The 18,060-nt window shown below is 73.7% G+C and carries 14 protein-coding genes and 1 pseudogene; 8 read left to right on the top strand and 7 right to left on the bottom strand.

Features of this window, described 5'->3' with window-relative positions; genetic code table 11:
• Positions 1–37: 37 nt before the first annotated feature.
• Together ABD332_RS00945 and ABD332_RS00940 are read left to right on the top strand one after the other, a co-directional pair.
• Positions 38–3,607, top strand: coding sequence for an ATP-binding protein (locus ABD332_RS00945; RefSeq protein ID WP_344498439.1), 3,570 nt, complete (start codon positions 38–40; stop codon positions 3,605–3,607).
• Positions 3,608–3,681: 74 nt separating this feature from the next.
• Positions 3,682–5,055 (top strand): FAD-binding oxidoreductase, encoded by a 1,374-nt coding sequence (locus ABD332_RS00940; RefSeq protein ID WP_344498437.1) that lies wholly within the window; start codon positions 3,682–3,684, stop codon positions 5,053–5,055.
• A 220-nt stretch (positions 5,056–5,275) separates the two neighbouring features.
• On the opposite strand, the gene ABD332_RS00935 is transcribed toward ABD332_RS00940, so the two are convergent.
• Together ABD332_RS00935 and ABD332_RS00930 are read right to left on the bottom strand one after the other, a co-directional pair.
• On the bottom strand, positions 5,276–7,324 hold the full coding sequence (locus ABD332_RS00935; RefSeq protein ID WP_344498435.1) for a caspase, EACC1-associated type: 2,049 nt from the start codon (positions 7,322–7,324) through the stop codon (positions 5,276–5,278).
• Positions 7,311–7,517 (bottom strand): effector-associated constant component EACC1, encoded by a 207-nt coding sequence (locus ABD332_RS00930; RefSeq protein ID WP_344498433.1) that lies wholly within the window; start codon positions 7,515–7,517, stop codon positions 7,311–7,313. The genes ABD332_RS00935 and ABD332_RS00930 overlap by 14 nt, the downstream gene beginning before the upstream one ends.
• Positions 7,518–7,684: 167 nt before the next feature.
• Here ABD332_RS00930 and ABD332_RS59985 point away from each other — a divergent pair.
• A pseudogene (locus ABD332_RS59985) lies at positions 7,685–8,437 on the top strand (Hsp70 family protein); the annotation flags it as partial.
• Positions 8,438–8,546: 109 nt separating this feature from the next.
• The gene (locus ABD332_RS00920) at positions 8,547–8,858 is read left to right on the top strand and encodes a glycine betaine ABC transporter substrate-binding protein (RefSeq protein ID WP_344500662.1); all 312 of its coding nucleotides are present in this window, start codon (positions 8,547–8,549) and stop codon (positions 8,856–8,858) included.
• A gap of 30 nt (positions 8,859–8,888) precedes the next feature.
• On the opposite strand, the gene ABD332_RS00915 is transcribed toward ABD332_RS00920, so the two are convergent.
• Positions 8,889–9,611, bottom strand: coding sequence for an SDR family oxidoreductase (locus ABD332_RS00915; RefSeq protein ID WP_344498429.1), 723 nt, complete (start codon positions 9,609–9,611; stop codon positions 8,889–8,891).
• Between the two features lie 70 nt (positions 9,612–9,681).
• Here ABD332_RS00915 and ABD332_RS00910 point away from each other — a divergent pair, with 70 nt between their 5' ends.
• Both ABD332_RS00910 and ABD332_RS00905 read left to right on the top strand, forming a co-directional pair.
• Positions 9,682–10,551, top strand: coding sequence for a LysR family transcriptional regulator (locus tag ABD332_RS00910; RefSeq protein WP_344498427.1), 870 nt, complete (start codon positions 9,682–9,684; stop codon positions 10,549–10,551).
• Positions 10,548–10,856 carry a hypothetical protein gene (locus tag ABD332_RS00905; RefSeq protein WP_344498425.1) on the top strand — a complete coding sequence of 103 codons (309 nt, stop codon included), beginning with the start codon at positions 10,548–10,550 and terminating at the stop codon, positions 10,854–10,856. The genes ABD332_RS00910 and ABD332_RS00905 overlap by 4 nt, the downstream gene beginning before the upstream one ends.
• Positions 10,857–11,844: 988 nt before the next feature.
• Here the strand turns inward: ABD332_RS00905 and ABD332_RS00900 are convergent.
• A complete protein-coding gene (locus tag ABD332_RS00900; RefSeq protein ID WP_344498423.1) occupies positions 11,845–12,237 on the bottom strand; it encodes a MerR family transcriptional regulator in 393 nt (130 codons plus the stop codon).
• Positions 12,238–12,240: 3 nt separating this feature from the next.
• Complete coding sequence (locus tag ABD332_RS00895; protein WP_344498421.1) at positions 12,241–13,041, bottom strand: serine hydrolase; 801 nt, start codon at positions 13,039–13,041, stop codon at positions 12,241–12,243.
• On the opposite strand from ABD332_RS00895, the gene ABD332_RS00890 reads away from it, so the two are divergent.
• The gene (locus ABD332_RS00890; RefSeq protein WP_344498419.1) at positions 13,040–13,828 is read left to right on the top strand and encodes an endo alpha-1,4 polygalactosaminidase; all 789 of its coding nucleotides are present in this window, start codon (positions 13,040–13,042) and stop codon (positions 13,826–13,828) included. The two genes, ABD332_RS00895 and ABD332_RS00890, sit on opposite strands and share 2 nt — an antisense overlap.
• A gap of 1,120 nt (positions 13,829–14,948) precedes the next feature.
• Here the strand turns inward: ABD332_RS00890 and ABD332_RS00885 are convergent.
• Both ABD332_RS00885 and ABD332_RS00880 read right to left on the bottom strand, forming a co-directional pair.
• Positions 14,949–16,289 (bottom strand): sensor histidine kinase, encoded by a 1,341-nt coding sequence (locus ABD332_RS00885; RefSeq protein ID WP_344498417.1) that lies wholly within the window; start codon positions 16,287–16,289, stop codon positions 14,949–14,951.
• Positions 16,286–16,948, bottom strand: a complete 663-nt coding sequence (locus tag ABD332_RS00880) for a response regulator transcription factor (protein WP_344498415.1) — start codon at positions 16,946–16,948, stop codon at positions 16,286–16,288. The genes ABD332_RS00885 and ABD332_RS00880 overlap by 4 nt, the downstream gene beginning before the upstream one ends.
• Before the next feature lie 87 nt (positions 16,949–17,035).
• On the opposite strand from ABD332_RS00880, the gene ABD332_RS00875 reads away from it, so the two are divergent.
• On the top strand, positions 17,036–17,965 hold the full coding sequence (locus ABD332_RS00875; protein WP_344498413.1) for an ATP-binding cassette domain-containing protein: 930 nt from the start codon (positions 17,036–17,038) through the stop codon (positions 17,963–17,965).
• Positions 17,966–18,060: the final 95 nt, after the last annotated feature.

The raw sequence follows: 18,060 nt of genomic DNA, 5'->3' as shown, positions 1-18,060 counted from the left end.
GGCCCCGGGGCGCCCGCCGGCGGATAGCGTGGCGACCGTGACGCGGCTCGACTTCCGGATCCTGGGCCCGCTGGAGGTCCAGCCGCCCGGCGGCGCGCCGCTGGACCTCGGCGCGCGCAAGCAGCGGGCCGTCCTCGCGCTGCTGCTGCTCGACCCCGGCCGGGTCGTGTCGCTGGACCGGATCATCAACGGGCTGTGGACCGGCGAGGCGCCGTCGAGCGCGACCAGCACGCTGCAGGTGTACATCTCGCAGCTGCGGCGCGTCCTCGAGCCGGACCGCCCGCCGCGGACCCCGCCGTCGGTGCTGGTGACCCGGGATCCCGGGTACCTCCTCGCGATCGACGCCGGGCAGGTCGACGCGGCCCGCTTCACCCGCGGCGCCGAGGACGGCCGGGCGCAGCTCGCGGCCGGCGCGTACGCCGAGGCCGAGACCCTGCTCACCGCGGCCCTGCGGGAGTGGCGGGGCGGGCCGCTGGCCGACTTCGCCGACGAGGAGTTCGCGGCGGCGGTCGCCGCGCAGCTCGGCGAGGTGCACGACGGCGCCGTCGAGGACCTCGTCGACGTCCACCTCGCCACCGGGCGGCACGCGGCGGCGGCAGCGGCGTCCGTGGCGCTGCTGGACCGGCACCCGTTCCGCGAACGGCCCTGGGGGCAGCTGATGCTCGCCCTGTACCGCGACGGCCGCCAGGCCGACGCGCTCGCCGCGTTCCGGCGGGCGAGGACGGTCCTCGACGAGGAGCTCGGCCTGCCGCCCGGCCCGCACCTGCGCGACCTGGAGGCGGCCATCCTCCGCCACGACCCGGCGCTCACCCCCTCCGCCGGCAGCCCCGGTTTCGCGGCGCCGCCCCGCGCCGCCTTACAGGCGCCACCCAGCGCCGTGGTGAAGGCGCCGCCCGGCGGCGTGATGCAGGCGCCGCCCGGCGGCGTGATGCAGGCGCCGCCCGGCGGCGTGATGCAGGCGCCGCCCGGCGGCGTGATGCAGGCGCCGCCCGGCAGCGCGGCGCAGGCGCCGCCGGGCGCTTTGATGCAGACGTTGCCCGGCGCCGCCGTGCAGGTGGCCGAGCGCCCGCCGGGGACCGTGCTCGTCGGCAGGGGGCGGGAGGAGCGGCACCTCGACGAGCGGCTCGCCCAGGCGGCCGCGGGCCAGGGCGGCGTCGTCCTCGTCGTCGGCGAGGCCGGGCTCGGCAAGACGCTGCTCGCCGAGCGGGCCGCCGCCCTCGCCGAAGGGCACGGGCTGCGGGTCGCGTGGAGCCGGTGCGTCGAGGCGAGCGCGACCCCCGCGTTCTGGCCGTGGGCGCAGATCCTGCGGGCGCTGCCCGACACCGACGGCCGGCGGCACCTGCTCGACGTGCTCGCCGGGCGCGGCGAGAGCGGATGGCGGGCCGAGGAGCCCGGCACCGCCCTGTTCCACCTGCACGAGGCGGTCGCCGAGACGCTGTCGGAGTGCGCCGCCGGGCAGCCGCTGCTGCTCGTCGTCGACGACCTGCACGTCGCCGACGCGTCGTCGCTGCAGCTGCTCGCGCACCTGGCGCCCGCCCTGCACCGGCGGCCGATCCTGCTGCTGGGCACGATGCGCCCGGACGTCGCCGACGGCGACCCCGCGCTGCGGGAGACCCTCGCGCTGCTGGCGAACGAGCGCGGCGCCGACCGGATCCGGCTCGGCTCGTTCACGGCGGGTGACGTCGCCGCGTACCTCCACGACAGCGCGGGCGGCGACGCGCCCGGCGAGGTCGTCGTGGCGCTGCTGGAGCGCACCGGCGGCAACCCGTTCTACCTGAAGGAGTTGCTGCGGCTGCTCACCAGCGAGCACCCCGGCGGCTGGGGCACCGCGCAGGCCGTCGCCGACCTCGACGTGCCAGAAGGGGTCCGCGACGTCGTCGGCCGGCGCGTGTCGCGGCTGCCGGAGGCGACCCAGGCGATGCTGCGCACGGCGGCGGTCATCGGGCGCGACGTCGAGCTGGTCCTGCTGGAGGCCGGCACCGACGCCGAGAACGAACAGGTGATGAGCGCCCTGGAACCCGCGGTGGTCGCGGGGCTGCTCACCGAGGTGCCCGGCACCTGGGACTACCGGTTCTCGCACGCGATCGTCCGCGACACCCTCTACGGCGCGCTCACCCGGCTGCAACGCTCCCGCCTGCACCTGCGGGTCGGCGAGGCCCTCGAGGCGTTCGACCGGCCCGACGATCCCGCGCTGCTCGGCCGGCTCGTGCACCACTTCACCATGGCGGCGCGGCTCGGCGGCGCGGAGCGGGCCGTCGGCTACGCGCGGCGGGCCGCCGACCTGTCGATGGCGCAGCTGGCGTACGACGAGGCCGCCGCCTACCTGGAGGCGGCTCTCGGCGCGCTGGACCCGACCCGCCCGGGCGCGGCCGCCGACCGGTGCCGGCTGCTCGTCCAGCTGGGTGCCGCGCGCCGCGCGGGCGGGGACCTCGCCGGCACCCGCGCCGTCCTCGACGAGGCGCTCACCCTCGCCCGGCAGCTCGGCGACGACGACCTCACGATGGACGCGGCCACGCTCTTCGGCGGGGTCACGCTGTGGACGTGGCGGCCCTACCTGGTCGTCGACGAGCGGATGATCGGCATCCTCCGCGACCAGCTCGCCCGCCTCGGCGACACCGACCCGCGGCGCCGGGCCGTCCTCCTCGGCACCCTGGCGGTCGAGCTGTACCACAGCGAGGACCGGCCGGCCGGGGAGGCGCACGCCGCTGAAGCCGTGGCGCTCGCCAGGCGCACCGGCGACGCGGAGCTCCTCGCCCGCACCCTCAACAACCTCTGGAACGTCGCCCTGGTCCCGCAGGCCGAGCGGCTGCGCCGGGCCGCCGTCGACGAGCTGCTCGCCATCGACGGGCTGCCGCGCACCGTGGAGCTCACCGGCCGGCTGCACCGCATGATGAACGCCGTGACCGCCGGCGACGTCGCCGGTTTCGAGACCGACCTGGCCCGTGCCGTCCACCTCGGCGAGGAGCTGCGCACCGGGGTCCTCGCCGCGCAGGTCCGGTACGCGCGGGCCGGCCGGGCGATGCTCGACGGCCGCTGGGACGACGGCGAGCGGCTCGTCGGCGAGGCGTTCGCCCTGCAGGCGCACACCAGCCTGTGGGGCACCAACTGGATCCGGCTGGCCATGCTGTACACCAGCCGGCGCTTCCAGGGCAGGCCCGGCGAGCTGCTCGACGAGCTGGTCCGCCGCGCCGACGAGCCGCACCTGGAGCTGCTGCGCCCGACCGCGGTCCTGGCCGCCTGCGAGTCCGGCGACGAGGACCTCGCCCGGCGGCTCGTCGACCGGTGGGGCACGCGGCGGGAGATGCTGTGGTGCTGGAACCTCGTGGCGTTCCAGTGGGCGCTCGTGGCGGCGCGGCTCGACCTGCCGCCCTGCGCCGAGCTGTACGAAGAGATCCTTCCCTTCGCCGACCAGTGGTCCACGGTCGGGACCGGCTGCGCCACCTGGGGCTCGATGCGCTACGCCCTCGCCGAGCTCGCGGAGCGCCTCGGCCGCCCGGACGAGAGTGTCGCGCACGCCACGCTGGCCCTGGAGGCGCACCGCCGGCTCGGCGCCGCCCATCTTGAGGCCGCAAGTATCGCTCAAGTCGCGCGTTTAAGTGGTGCTTAACCGGCGGCCAAGCGCTGTCGTGCACCGTGGTCCGTGGCGCCGCTGCACGCGCCCCGAACCCTGAGGAACCTCTGATGACTGCATCGACCGACCTGTCCTTCGCCGACCTCGCCGCCGCCGTCGACGGCCCCGTGCTCCTGCCCTCCGACGACGGCTTCGCGGAGGAGATCTTCGCCTGGAACGTGGCGAACCCGCACCGACCAGCCGTCGCCGTCGGCGCCACCAGCACGGCCGACGTCGCCGCGGCGGTCAGCTGGGCCGGCCGCCACGGCCTGCCCGTCGCCGTCCAGGCCACCGGCCACGGCGCCGTCCGCCCCGCCGTCGACTGCGTCCTCATCACCACCAGCCGCATGCAGTCGCTCACCGTCGACGCCGCCGGCAAGCGCGCCCGCGCCGCGGCCGGCGTCCGCTGGTCGCAGGTCATCGAGGCGGCCGCCCCGCACGGCCTCGCCCCGCTGAGCGGCTCCTCGTCGCAGGTCGGCGTCGTCGGCTACACGCTCGGCGGCGGACTCGGCCCGCTTGGCCGCACCTTCGGCTTCGCCGCCGACCACGTCCGCTCCGTCGAGATCGTCACCGCCGACGGCGTCGCCCGCACCGTCGACGCCGACCACGAGAGCGACCTCTTCTGGGCCGTCCGCGGCGGCAAGGGCAACTTCGGCATCGTCACCGCCATCGAGTTCGACCTCTTCGACGTGCCGTCGCTGACCGGCGGCGGCTTCTACTTCCCGGCCACCCACGCCGCCGAGGTCCTGCACGCCTACCGCGCGTGGGCGCCGATCCTGCCCGAGCGGATGAACACGTCCCTCGCCATGCTCCGCCTCCCCCCGCTGCCGCAGCTGCCCGAGCCGCTGCGCGGGGCGTTCGTGGTGCACCTGCGGGTGGCGTACCTCGGCGACACCGACACCGCGTCGGAGCTGCTCGCTCCCATGCTCGCCGCCGCCCCGGTCCTGCTCGGCGGCGTCGGCGAGATGCCCTACCAGGCCGTCGACTCCATCCACCAGGACCCGGTCGACCCCACGCCCACCCGCGAGGGCGGCGCCCTCCTCGGCGACCTGACCGCGGCCACCGTCGAGGGCCTGCTCGCCACCGCCGGCCCGCAGGTCGACGTCCCGCTCATCATGGTCGAGCTCCGCCACCTCGGCGGCGCCCTCTCCCGCCCGCCGGCCGTCCCGAACGCGATCCCCGGCCGCGACGCCGCCTTCTCGCTCTTCGTCATCGGCCTGGGCGTCCCGGAGCTGGTGCCGGCCGTCGACGCCGTCACCGCCGCGGTCCTGGCCTCGGCCGCGGACGCCACCGTGCCGGGCGGCTTCATGAACTTCTCCGGCGGCGCCGGCCCCGAGGCCCTCCAGTCCAACTGGCCCGCCCCGGACCGCGACCGCCTGCTGCGCATCAAGCGCTCCTACGACCCGACCAACGTCTTCTCCACCAACCAGGCCCTCCTGCCCTGACCCCTCGCAGCCGAGTCCCGCGACGCTGACCGACCTCGGGTCCCGATCGGGATCCGCTGGCCGCAACGGCACGGGACTCACTGTTGCTCGTGAAGGTGGAGACAGTGACACCTGCCTGGTCACGCCGCGGGCAGTTGCGGCAGCACTTCGGACCGCCGGCGCCGGCCTGATCCTGGGCGCGGACGGCATCAACCTCGATCCGAATCCGCGATGCGCGGACTCACAGTCTCAACGCGGTCGCAGCGGCGGCGTCGTTGACGAAGGCGACCAGGCCGTTCGTCAGGGTCGGCGCCGTTGCGTGCCACCTACCGACCAGATGCCGCCAGCGCACCGTGCCGGTGGCGGTGTCGACGGCGTAGAGGTATTCACCGACTCCGAAACAGGCGATGTCACCGGCCAGGGTCACCGCGCCGGGGTAGTAGCCGGTCCGCAGCGTCCAACGGACGCGCCCCGTCGCTGCTTCGACCGCATGCAGATCGCGGGTGGCGAAATACGCGGCGCCACCGGCGATCGTGATCGCCGAGAACGGCCCACCCCAGCCGTTGGCATGCATGTACCAGCCTGTCTCGCCGGTCTCGCGGTCCAGTCCGTACACCCGTTTGCCCTCCGGCCGAGCTGCCACGACCACACCGTCGGCGGCGGCAAGGACCCATTCGAGGGGCATCTCGCTGGCGAACCGCAGCAGAAGTGGTCGCGGCTTCGGCACGACCTGCCACCGGATCTCGCCCGAGGCGGGCGCGAGGCTGGCCACCCGTCCGGCATCCGTGCCGACGACGACGCCGTCGGTATCGGCGATCGACGCGACCGGCCCCCCGACGAGCTCTCGCGCCCAGCGGTCCTCACCGGAGTCCGCGGCAAGGCTGACCACGCGATTCTCCCGACGCACCACGACGTGACCGCCTGGCGCCAGCACCGGCAGGCGGGCGTCTATGCGGTGTCGCCAACGCGCGGCGCCGGTCGCCAGATCCACCGCGGTGAGGTCGGGCGTGGCGAGATCGTCGCGGACGGCCACATATACGTTGGCACCGTCCGCGACCAGCGCGGTCCGCTCCGCGGGTCCGGCGATCGGATGCCGCCACTGCCGCTCGCCCGTGCCGCTGTCGAGGCAGTGCACCTGGCCTCCGTCGTCACAGACCAGCACGCGGGAGCCGGCCACGAGCACCGGCCTGACAAGGCTCCGCTCCGGCTCGGCGAAGGCCCATCGGACCGCGCCGGTCAGCGCGTCGAGCCCGTACAGTCGATGGTCTGTGCCCGCCATGAGCAGGGTGTCGCCGGCGACCGGAGGAGCGAAGGTCGCCGGTTCACGCGACTTGACATCCAGGGCGATCTTCCAGGTGTTGCGTTGGTGCGTCGCTACCAACGGAGGAATCGGCCGCCGGATGCCACGCACGACGGGCCCGACCCGTTCGACCGTCCACGCGACCTCGGCAGCAGGCGGGGCAGCAGGCACCTTGGCGGTCTGGGCAGGAGCCACCTCGGTGGCCGGCGACTCGTCCACGATGGACGGTTGGCTGACGGATTCCGGAGCCGGCGAGGCCGTTGCGGCGACGTTGCGTGCGAGGGTGAAGGTGCCGGAGGTGTTCCGTGCGGCGGCCTCCGCCCTCGGCAGACCCTTGCTGCGCAGTCGTTGCGACACGTGGTGATACACCGTGTCGAGGCTGAGATACTCGCCGCCGCCGGGCAGCCCTTCGGTGAGCAGTCCGACCAGTTCGCCGGTGAACGCCGTGTGCTCGGCACCGACCGGCGCCATCGCCAGCTTGGTGGCGGACGTGGCGGTCAACACGTACGCACCGTCGATGACGACCTGCCCGGCCGGTCCGCCTCCCATGCCGTCCAGCGCAGCCCCGCTGAAGCAACAGTCCAGGATGACGATCTTCACCGCGGCGGGGCTGTCGAGCACCGTGTCCCGCAGTCGCTGGTACGGCAGGCAGTCCACGTCGGAGAACTCCACCGAGGACTCGGCAACGGCCAGGTACAGCTCACGGCGGCGTCCGGCCCGCATCCCGTGACCGGCGTAGTAGACGAGGAGTGCGTCGGTGGCCTCGTCAGCGGCCTTGGCCACCGCCTGCGCCACCGCGACCGGTGTCCGGGGGTCGGAGACCACGGTGATGGACTCGCTGGGCAGCCCGCACCGAAGGGGATCGGTCAGGATGTCGGTGAGCGACCGGAGGTTGTTCGCGACCGCGGAGAGATCTGCCAGCTCGGGCTCGTGGTAGGCGCCGACGCCGATGAGCACGGCGCGCGAGGCGAGCGGGTCAGCGAGGATCAAGGCCATCCTCGACGGGTCGTCGGCAGCAACACCGGTACGTATCGGTGATGGTGCCGAGGTACCCGGGCGTGGGCGAGCCGTGCTCGGCCTGGACGGTCCACGAACGGATGTCGTCGTCGGACCGCAGCCATCGGCGGAGGGCCTCGACCTCCTCCCCGCCGTCGTCCGGCTGAAGCCGGAGTTCGTCCGTCATAGCGGACAAGATAGTGTCCGTCGCCGAGCCGTTGCACCCTACGTTCGGCCGCAAGGCGTGTGCTGCCGCGCTGTGCAGCAATTGATCGAGATGCCGACCGCCTCCGGCCCGGCGCCGCGCTCACACCGGCGCCGGGCTTGCCCGTGCACGCGGTCCAGGATTGCCCGATGGTCAGCGGGGTTGGGGTCCGGCTCGGCGTCGACTTCGGGACGACAAACACCGTGGCCGCGCTCGGCCGGCCCGACGGGTCGGTCCGGCCGCTGGTCTTCGACGGGAGCCCGGCGCTGCCGTCCGCGGTGTACCGCGGTCAGGACGGGCGGCTGCTCGCCGGGCGCGACGCGCTGCACGGCGGCGGGGTGCGGCCGGAGAGCCTGGAGCCCAACCCGAAGCGCTGCATCGACGACACGGCCGTGCTGCTCGGGCCCGTCCAGGTGCCCGTGCGGGAGCTCGTCGCGGCGGTGCTGCGGCGGGTCGCCGCGGAGGCGGAGCGGGTCGCCGGGGCGGCACCGGCCGAGGCCGTGCTGACATGCCCGGCGACGTGGGGGGCGCGCCGGCGGCAGGTCCTGCTCGACGCGGCCGCGGACGCGGGGCTGGGTCCGGTGCGGCTGGTGGCGGAGCCGGTCGCGGCGGCGGCCTGGTTCGCCTCGACGGAGGGCGTCACGGTCCCTGTCGGCGGCTGCATCGTCGTGTACGACTTCGGCGCCGGCACCTTCGACGCGGCGGCCGTCCGGCGCGACGCCGACGGGTTCACGGTCCTGGCCGACGAGGGCCTCCTGGAGACCGGCGGGCTGGACGTCGACGCGGCGGTCGTCAGCTACCTCGGCGCGGTGCACGCCGCCCGGGCGCCGGGGGCGTGGCAGCGGCTGAGCAACCCCGCCACCGCGCAGGACCTGCGGCAGCGGCGGCAGCTCTGGGACGGCGTACGCACGGCCAAGGAGGCGCTGTCCCGGGCGGCGGTGACCGAGCTGCACCTGCCGATCGTCGACGACGTCGCGGTCCTCGGCCGGGAACCGCGGCGGCGAGCTCGGCCTGTCCTTCGGCCTCGCGTCGCCGGCCGCGGCGCAGGACGTGTTCGCCGTGTCGAAGGCGTTCGCCGACAAGTACCACGTGACGAGCCTCGACGAGTTCGCGCGTGCCTGCTCGGGCACCGCGACCGTCCTCGGTCGACCCGCCGAGTGCCCGGCCGGCTACCCGTGCCGGCAGTCGCTCGCCGACGTGTACGCCCTGCGCGCCGGCGCCTTCACCGAGCTGCCGGACCGCGGTCCCGCCGCCCGCGCCGCCCTCACGGGCGGCACGGTCTCACTCGCCCTGATCTCGAGCAGCGACCCGGTCTTCGCGTAGCGTCGTCCCTACCAGGCTTCTACCCGGCTTCTACCAGCGGACCGGGCCCTCGTCGTCGAAGAAACCGCCCGACGGGCCGTCGGCGGGCAGGGTCGCGAGGTGCACCGCGATCGCCGCGCCCTGCTCCGGGGTCCGGAAGCCGCTGTGGTGGTTCAGGTCGGTGGCGCAGTAGCCGGGGCAGCCGGCGTTGACCAGGATCGCCGTGTCGCGTAGCTCCTTGGCGTACTGGACGGTGACGGCGTTCAGGAAGGCCTTCGACGGCGCGTACGCCACCGACGCCGGCATCCCGCTCAGCGGCCCCTGCGGGTCGGTCTGCTCCGCGAACGAGCCGACGGAGCTCGACATGTTCACGATCCGCGGCCGCGGGGACCGGCGCAGCAGCGGGAGCATCGCGTTGGTCACGCGGATCACCCCGTACACGTTGGTGTCCACGGCGGCCTGCACGACGGCCAGGTCGACGGTGCTCGGCACCTGCGGCGTGCCGCCGATGATCCCGGCGTTGTTGACGAGCACGTCCAGCTGGTCCAGTCGCGCCGCGGCCGCGTCGACGCTCGCCTGGTCGGTGACGTCGAGCGCGACCCCGAACGCGTCGGCGCCGCCCGCGCGCAGCTTCGCCACCGCCTCCTCGCGCCGCCCGGCGTCGCGGGCCCCGACCCCGACACGCCACCCGAGCTCCCCGAGCCGCGCCGCGATCTCGTACCCGATCCCCTTGTTCGCGCCGGTCACCAGCGCGACGGTTACTGCAGTGGTCATACCCACGATGCTGGTCCGCCCCCGCCCCGGCCGCCAACACCGTCTGGGTCAGGACCGATACCGTAGCGGTATGGAAACGCGCGAGCTGGCGTACTTCGTCGCGGTCGCCGAGGAGCTGCACTTCGGCCGGGCCGCCGCACGCCTCGGCATCGCCCAGCCGCCGCTGTCGCGGGCGATCCGCCAGCTGGAGCGCCGCCTCGGCGTCACCCTCCTGGAGCGCACCAGCCGCTCGGTCGCGCTCACCGCGGCGGGCGAGGTCCTGCTCCGTGAGGGCCGTGCCGCCCTGGACGCGGTCGCCGCCGCCGACCGCCGCACCCGCCGCGCCGGCCACCCCGCCGCCAAGCTCGTGCTCGCCACGAAGTCCGGCGCGGCCGGCGACCTCCTGCCCGCGCTGCTCTCGGCGTACGCCGCAACCGCCCCCGCCGCCGTCACCATCGAGGTGCTCCTGTGCGGCATCGGCGAACAGGAACGCCTGCTCCGCGACGGCCGCGCCGACGTGGCGCTGCTGCACCTGCCCTTCGACGACGTGACCGGCCTCGACGTCGAGGAGCTGCACACCGAGGGCCAGGTCGCGGTCCTACCCGCCGGCCACCGCCTCGCCGGCCACACCCACCTGCTGACCGCCGACCTGGCCGGCGAGCCGTTCCCCACCTGGCCCGGCTCCCCCGCCTCACCCGCCCCCGGCCCCGGCCCCGGCCCGCTGGTCCGCGACAGCACGCAGCTCTACCAGCTGATCGCCCTCGGCATGGTCGTCGCCACCCTGCCGTCCTCCTGCCGCTCCCAGCTACGCCCCGACCTGGTCGCCGTCCCCGTCCTGGACGCCCCCACGGTGACCACGGTGATCGCCTGGCCCCCACACAGCCGCTCCCCCGCCCTGGCCACCCTGATCCGCTGCGCCATGGACCTCAGCACCCCCGCAGCGCTCACAACCCCAGCGTGACACCGACAACGACCACGCCAAGCGCCGACCAGCATCACTCCCCGTCGGCCCGGCACCCGTGCATCGCGTCAACGTCCGCCGGCGGCAACGTGCTCACCGCCGACGCAGCGTCCCCACGGCACCAGCTGATCCCGGCCACACCGCAGATCCACGCCGACCCGCGCGCCGTGGCCATCGGCACCCCGCAGCGCTCGCAGCCCCAGCCCACCGGGCAGAACCGCGTCGCCGCCCTCCTCGAGGCCCCGGGCCGACCAGCATCACCCGGCCGGTCCACACCGAAGCAGCGACCTCGCGGCACCGGCTGATCCCCGGCCACACCCCAGGTCCCGGAGCCCACAGGCTCCTGATCTCAGATGTCCGCCAAAAAGCGGGGCAGGCCCACCAGCCGACCGGGTCCGCCGTGGCCATCCGCTCACCGGCGTCGCCACCGGGGCATGCCGCCATCACCGGACGCGAACTCCCCTTCGCCGGATCGCCACAAGCGCTCCCGCGAGCCAAACACCACGCGCCCTCACGCCAGGTAGCGCAGCCAAGCTCCCGACCAGCCCGACACCTGCACCGCATCAACCATGCCGCTCACCGACCGACACCACGGACCCCCAATGCCCGCCGGCACGGCCACGCTCCCGACCGGCTCACAACCCGCCCAGCAAACGCACCGCCAACGCTCCGACGCGACCACGCTCATCTCCGACCCAACTCCCGCGCACCGCCACCGCTGCAACACCCGCCGACACGACCACGCCCACAACCGCCCAACAACGCACCACTGCTTCGACACCCGCGCACGACCACGGCTCCGATACGACCGGCGCGACCACACACCCCACCAACACCCGCGCATCACCACTGCCGTAATACCCACCGATACGGCCTGCCGCCTCATCCGCACGAAATCCGCGCACCGCCACCACCGCAACACCCGCCCAGCCACGCCGCTCACCCACACGACATCCGCGCACCGCCACCGCATCAACGCCTGCCGGCACGACCACGCGCCCAGCCAAACTCATTACCGCCCAACAACGCACCGCCACCGCATCAAGTCCCGCCGTCACCGGCGCACCGCCACCGGCTCCACTGCCAGCCGGTGCGGCCACGCACCCCGCCGCCCGGCATCCGCGCACCGCGTCAACGCCCGTCTGGTGGCAACCATGCTCGCCGCCGGGCCGACGCCCACGCAGGTGCTATCGCTCGATGCCCGCCCGCGCGGTCGCGCTTCCCAAGGGCTCGCGTCCGTGCACCGTCGGCGCCTTGGTCAGGCCTGCGGCGGCGCGGGCGTGGACCTCTCCGTCACGCGGGGGCCTGGGCATCGGCGGGAGCTAAGCGGGCGAGCTCAGTGCGGTACCAGCCGATCTTCTCCTTGATCCTCGTCTGCTCGTCGCGCAGGTCGGCGATCTTGCGCTCGATGTCCCGGTCGTGCTCCTCCAGCAGCTCGGCGCGCTCGGCGAAGGTGCTGTCACCGTCGCGGGCCAGCTCCGCGTACCGACGCATCCGCGCGATCGGCATGCCTGTGTCCCGCAGGCAGCGCAGGACCTCCAGCCACGCGAGGTCGTCGTCGGTGAACATGCGCTGCCCGCCGGCGGTGCGGTCGATGCCGTCAAGAAGGCCGATCCGCTCGTAGTAGCGCAGCGTGTCGAGGCTGAACCCGGTCTTCTGAACGGTCTCCCGTGGCGAGTACGGCATGCCTCAGTTTCCCACGAACGCACGAATCCCATCGCCCAGCTCACGCATGGTCGCGAGCACCTCACCGACCGTCGCCTCGTCCGGTGGCCAGTTGGCCAGCACCGCGTACGCGCACCCGTTCACGACACCGACGTCCGCCCGGACGCCGTCGTCGGTGCCGGTCTTGTTGCGCAGGACCAGGCCGTCGTGCGACAACGGGTCGAGCGCGAACGCCGACGCGACCATCGACAGATCCGCCGACGTGCGCATCCAATCCAGCACCCGCTCGCCGCCGTCGATCCCCGGCAGCCGGTGCAACAGCAGCGACAGCTCGGCGGCGGTGCCCGACGACAGCCGCGGCGGATGCGCGGCCGTCCGCACGTCGCGGACCATGTCGTGCAGCGCCGTCGACGCCAGCCCCAGTTCATGCCCGAGGGCCGCGACCCGCTCCAGCCCGACGTGGTGCAGCAGCACGTTGGTCGCGAGGTTGTCGCTCACCGACGCGACCAGCACCGCCAGGTCGTGCGCGGGCAGCACGTCGGTGCGCAGGTGCTGCCACAACCCGGAGTCCGCCACCGGCTCGACGTCCCGCCGGTCGCACGGCAGGTCCAGCGGGAGCGCGCGGGCGACCTCGATCAGCAGCAGCAGCTTGCCGACACTCGCTGTGGAGAGCACGGTGTCGGGGCGGTGGTCGTACACCACCTGGCCGCCGCTGTCACGAACACATACCGACCAGGAGATGGGGCTGTCTGTCCCCCGGCCGGTCGGCGCATTCCGCCGGACCGTCAGATCAGGCCACCCGACGCCCGGCCGATGGCGAGGCATGCGACACACCCCCCGCGCTGTATTCCTGGCCGTCACAGCCATCTTCGCCGTCGTTTGCTCCACGGTACCGGCATCCGCCGCGACCTCCCCCGCGACCTGGTGGAAACCGGCGGTCGGCGCCACCTGGCAGATGCAGTTCACCGGAAGGCTCGACACGTCCGTCACCGCCGACGTGTACGACATCGACGGCGCCGACTCCACGAAGGCCCAGGTCACCCAGCTGCACGCGGCCGGCCGGAAGGTGCTCTGCTACGTCGACGCCGGCTCCTGGGAGGACTGGCGCGCCGACGCCGCCCGCTTCCCGGCCGCCGTGCGCGGCAAGGCCCTCGACGGCTGGGCGGGCGAGCGGTGGCTCGACATCCGCCAGTGGGACACGCTGCGCCCGATCCTCGCCGACCGCTTCGCGACCTGCAAGGCGAAGGGCTTCGACGCCGTCGACCCCGACAACATGGACGGCTACACCAACCCCACCGGCTTCCCCCTCACCGCCGCCGACCAGCTCCTGTTCAACCGCCGCGTCGCCGACCTCGCCCACTCCCTCGGCCTGGCCGTCGGCCTGAAGAACGACCTCGACCAGATCACCAAGCTGCAACCGTCCTTCGACTTCGCCGTCAACGAATCGTGCCTGCAGTGGAAGGAGTGCGCCCTGCTCACCCCGTTCATCACCGCCGGCAAGCCCGTCTTCCACGTCGAGTACAAGGCCTCCTTGTGCCCGACCGCGGCCGGCCTCCGCTTCAGCTCGATCCGCAAGAACCTCCGCCTCGACGCCTTCCGCGCCCCCTGCTGACCGGCGCTCACTCGTCGAGCCAGTGCTGCTCCCCGAGCATCGCGGCGGTCTCCTCGTACGTACGTCGCGAGCCGCGGCTCCCCACTCACCGGATCCGTGGTGCGCCACCTCCTCCACGACGGCCGCCGACGCGGGCTTCAACGACGGCAACTTCTCCACCAGCCCCTTGCCCCCAGGCCGCGACGTGACTCCGTGACCCACGCTCGTACGTGCACCGCCGCGCCGGCGGCGCCTCGAAGTCATCAAGCAACCCGAGCAGACCGAGGTCCACGACTTCCCTGCCGGGAATCCGGTCCCGGTACTCACCTGCCGCGACCAGCCCGGCAACCGCCTCGAAGTCCTGATCGTCCAGTACCCCGCCACTCTGCTGCAGCAACGCGCTCACCCCGCACCCGCCACGGCGACCACCCAGCCGCGACGGACCGCTCACCGCCCGTGCCGCGGCACCTGGCACGCCTGGATCATCCGTAACCAGGTCACCAAACCCCGCTGGCGCCGACGACGGCTCCCGGTCGTCAACCCTCCGCCGACCTCCACACCACGGCCGGCCCTCGTCACCCAATTCCCACGTCCCTGACGAGCGGCCCACCACAACGCAACATCACTCGGTCGCCGCCCCATCCCGCGCGGCTTTCCCGCAGGCTGGCAACCCACCAGCCCAACGAGAGGTGGCAGACCACAGCCCTTGACGAAGCCACCTCCCTGCACGACCCCGCACCGCGACCCTGCGCAACGCCAGAATCCGGCATTGCGGTGCCATGCACGGCAGACAGCCCGACACAGCACCGCAGGTCTCCGCACCGCACGACCGTGCCCTCCCGACCACGGCGTACCTGGCCGGGCCCACTTCCCCGCACCAGCCCACCCACACCGTCCCGACCAAGGCGATCCGGCCGAACTCACCTCCTGACCGCCCCAGCCCACGCCGTCCCGATGCCACGCCCGGCCCGCGCCCTCCTCAACTGCCTGCCCAAGTCCGCACCTCCTCACCTGGCCCGTCAACCCGTGCCATCCCGACGCCCTGCCCGGCCCGGACGCTCCTCAAAGGCCCGGCCCGGACGCTCCTCAAAGGCCCGGCCCGCGCGCTCCTCACCTAGCGGCCCAGCCCACGCCGGTCGAGCTAAGCGATGCGGTCAACGGGCAGCGGGAAGTCGACGGTCACGTCGAGGCCGCCTTCCGGGCGGGGCAGGACGCGTAACGTGGCGCCGTGCGCGGTCGCGATGGCCTGCACGATCGCAAGGCCGAGACCGTGCCCGCTCGCAGCCCGGCCGATCCGCTGCCCCTCCAGTCGCTGAAACGGTTGCAGCAGCCGCCCGATCTCCTCTACCGGGACCGCCGGCCCCGTGTTGCGCACCGTCAGCCGAGCCACCTCCCGCACGGTCGAACCCGCGCCACGCGCCGTCGCCCCGGCCGCGCCCCGAACCGGAGCGCCAGCACCCCAGGGCAGAAGCCGGCCCACGCCCCGCGCCGCCGGAGCCCCGTCCCCTGCCGCTGGTCCAGGCGCGTCCCGGACCGGAGCGCCCGCACCCTGCGCTGCAAGCCGAGCCGCGGCACGACCCGTCTGGCTGCCCGTGCTCTGCGTCGTCGGCAGGGTGGCGTCCTGCACCGTGGACGTGACGACCTCGATCCAGCCGCCGTCGATGTTGTACCGCACCGCGTTGTCGACCAGGTTCGCCACCAGGCTCTCCGCCAGGCGTGGGTCGCCGGCACCGACGGCTGGGCCCAGCGTCGCGTCGACGCGGACACCGCGGACCTTCGCCTCGCTCGACCGGCGACGGATCGCGGCGGCCGCGATCTCTGCCAGGTCGACCGGCTCCGCCTGCTCGACGCCCTGCTCGCCGCTGGCGAGGGTCAGCAGGGCGTCGACGAGCCGCTCCTGGGCGGCGCCGAGAGCGAGCACCTCGCGGCACGCTTCGCGGAGGGTGTCGGCGGTGGCGTCGGGGTCGGCGAGCGCGACCTGCAGCAGCGCCCGCTCCGCGGCCAGCGGCGTGCGCAGCTCATGGGACGCGTTGGCCACGAACCGCCGCTGCGACGCGAACGCCGCCTCCAGCCGCTCGAAGACGCTGTCGAGGGTCTCGGCGAGATCCGTGAACTCGTCGTCGTCACCGGTCTTGCCGAGCCGCCGGTCCAGGCTCGTCGCCGAGATGTCCTGCGCCGTGGCGATGATGGCGCGCAACGGACGCAGCAGCCGCCCGGCCGTGATCCAACCGCCGATCACCGCGACGACGCTGGCGATCAGCACCGTGAGGGCGATGACGCGGAACATCCGCTCCTCGTAGAAGTCGGTCGGAGGGTCGCGGATGATCCGGACGGCGCCGACGGTCTCGCTGGCGGGAGCGGACACGCTCTCCCCGAAGGAGAACAGCGCGATGCCTGCCGTCACGGCGATGATGAACGGCACGGCGTACAGCGTCGTGAGCCGCAGCTGCAGCCCGCGCCGCCGCCGGCGTCGGGTGCTCACGAGGCCCCGATTCGGTAGCCGGCCTCGCGGACCGTGTGGATGAGCTCGGGCGCGCCGAGCTTGCCGCGCAACCGGCGGATCGTCGTCTTCACCACCGTGGTGAACGGGTCGGCCGCCTCGTCCCACACCCGCTCCAGCAGATCCTCAGCGGAGACTGGCCGGCCGCCGGCGGCGAGCAGGCACTCCAGGACGCCGAACTCCTTGGGGCTGAGCTCCAGGCGGCGCCCGCCCCTCGACGCGACCCGCCGGGATGGGTCGAGCGTCAGGTCGCCTAGCTCGTACACCAGCGGCAATGCCTCAGCGGGGCGCCGCGCGAGCGCCCGAATGCGGGCCACCAGCTCGTCGAAGTCGAACGGCTTGGGTAGATAGTCGTCGGCGCCGAGGCCGAGGCCGTCCACGCGCTGCTTGACGGTGCTCGCCGCGGTGAGCATCAGCACACGGCTGCTGGAGCGGGCCGCGACGATCCGCCGGCACACCTCGTCACCGTGGACGCCTGGCAGGTCGCGGTCGAGGACGACGACGTCATACCGATTGACGGTGAGTCGCTCGAGCGCCTCCGTGCCGTCGAGGACCACGTCGACCGCCATGCCCTCACGGCGCAGCCCCGTCCCGACCGTCCTGGCCAGGACCTCGAAGTCTTCAACCACCAGCACCCGCATGCCCACCACCATGCCAGGTCGAAGGTGTCAGTGAGGTGTCAGCCGCTGTCACCGTGATGTCACCGGCCGCCACGTACAACGGACCGCATGATTGTCGTCAGCGGACTCCGCAAACGATTCGGGTCGCACACCGCCCTCGACGGGATGAGCTTCGCCGTCGAGCCTGGCCAGGTCACCGGCTTCGTCGGGCCCAACGGCGCCGGCAAGTCCACCACGATGCGGGTGATCCTCGGCCTCGACGCGCCCGACGCCGGCACCGCGCTCGTCGCCGGCCGCCCTTATCGCAGCCTCACCCGCCCGCTGTGCCACCTCGGTTCGCTGCTCGACGCGGGCGCGTTGCAGCCCGGCCGCACCGCGCGCAATCACCTCCTGTGGATCGCGCATTCACAAGGGCTGCCGAGTCGCCGCGTCGACGAGGTCCTCGAGCGGGCCGGCCTGCAGACCGTGGCCCGGCGCGCGGCCGGCGGGTTCTCCCTCGGCATGCGTCAGCGTCTCGGCATCGCCGCCGCGCTGCTCGGTGACCCGCCCGCGCTGATGCTCGACGAGCCGTTCAACGGCATGGACCCCGAGGGGATCGTGTGGATGCGCCAGCACCTGCGCGGGCTCGCGGCGGAGGGCCGCGCCGTCCTCGTCTCCAGTCACCTCATGAGCGAGCTCGAGGACACCGCTGACCATGTCGTGGTCGTCGGCCGGGGCCGGGTGATCGCCGACACCAACATCGCCGCGCTGCTCAAGACGGCCGCCGCAGGCAGAGTCACCCTGCGCGCAGGTGCTTCTTCGATCGATGCTGCGGCAGGTGTACTGGAAGCAGAAGGCGCCTCCGTCAGCCGCACCGACGTCGGCACGCTGACGGTCACCGGGCTGCCGGCCGAGGCCGTCGTGACGCTGCTGACCACGCGTGGCGTGCCGTTCGCGGAGATCTCGTCGCACCGGGCGACCCTCGAGGAGGCCTATCTCGAACTGACCCGCGACGCCGTCGAGTTCCGCGCCGCGACCGGGTCGGAGGCGGCGGCATGAGCGGTCCGGAGCGCAGCGGAGGAGCCGCGAATCAGTGTTGCAGCGTTGGCTCAGGCCGACGCCGGAGCGTAGCGGAGGTGGCGGCATGAGCGGCT

This window comes from Dactylosporangium maewongense (assembly GCF_039531485.1).
In the GTDB taxonomy this organism is placed as follows: domain Bacteria; phylum Actinomycetota; class Actinomycetes; order Mycobacteriales; family Micromonosporaceae; genus Dactylosporangium; species Dactylosporangium maewongense.
The sequence above is the reverse complement of the archived record's forward strand: the minus strand, read 5'-3'. Positions and strand labels throughout refer to the sequence as shown.

Bases quoted from the DNA above. Each gene is read 5' to 3' on its own strand.
- ABD332_RS00875 (WP_344498413.1), top strand. From the start codon at position 17,036: ATGATTGTCGTCAGCGGACTCCGCAAACGATTCGGGTCGCACACCGCC.
- ABD332_RS00910 (WP_344498427.1), top strand. From the start codon at position 9,682: ATGGAAACGCGCGAGCTGGCGTACTTCGTCGCGGTCGCCGAGGAGCTG.
- ABD332_RS00890 (WP_344498419.1), top strand. From the start codon at position 13,040: ATGCGACACACCCCCCGCGCTGTATTCCTGGCCGTCACAGCCATCTTC.
- ABD332_RS00900 (WP_344498423.1), bottom strand. From the start codon at position 12,237: ATGCCGTACTCGCCACGGGAGACCGTTCAGAAGACCGGGTTCAGCCTC.
- ABD332_RS00930 (WP_344498433.1), bottom strand. From the start codon at position 7,517: ATGACGGACGAACTCCGGCTTCAGCCGGACGACGGCGGGGAGGAGGTC.
- ABD332_RS00915 (WP_344498429.1), bottom strand. From the start codon at position 9,611: ATGACCACTGCAGTAACCGTCGCGCTGGTGACCGGCGCGAACAAGGGG.
- ABD332_RS00880 (WP_344498415.1), bottom strand. From the start codon at position 16,948: ATGCGGGTGCTGGTGGTTGAAGACTTCGAGGTCCTGGCCAGGACGGTC.
- ABD332_RS00940 (WP_344498437.1), top strand. From the start codon at position 3,682: ATGACTGCATCGACCGACCTGTCCTTCGCCGACCTCGCCGCCGCCGTC.
- ABD332_RS00895 (WP_344498421.1), bottom strand. From the start codon at position 13,041: ATGCCTCGCCATCGGCCGGGCGTCGGGTGGCCTGATCTGACGGTCCGG.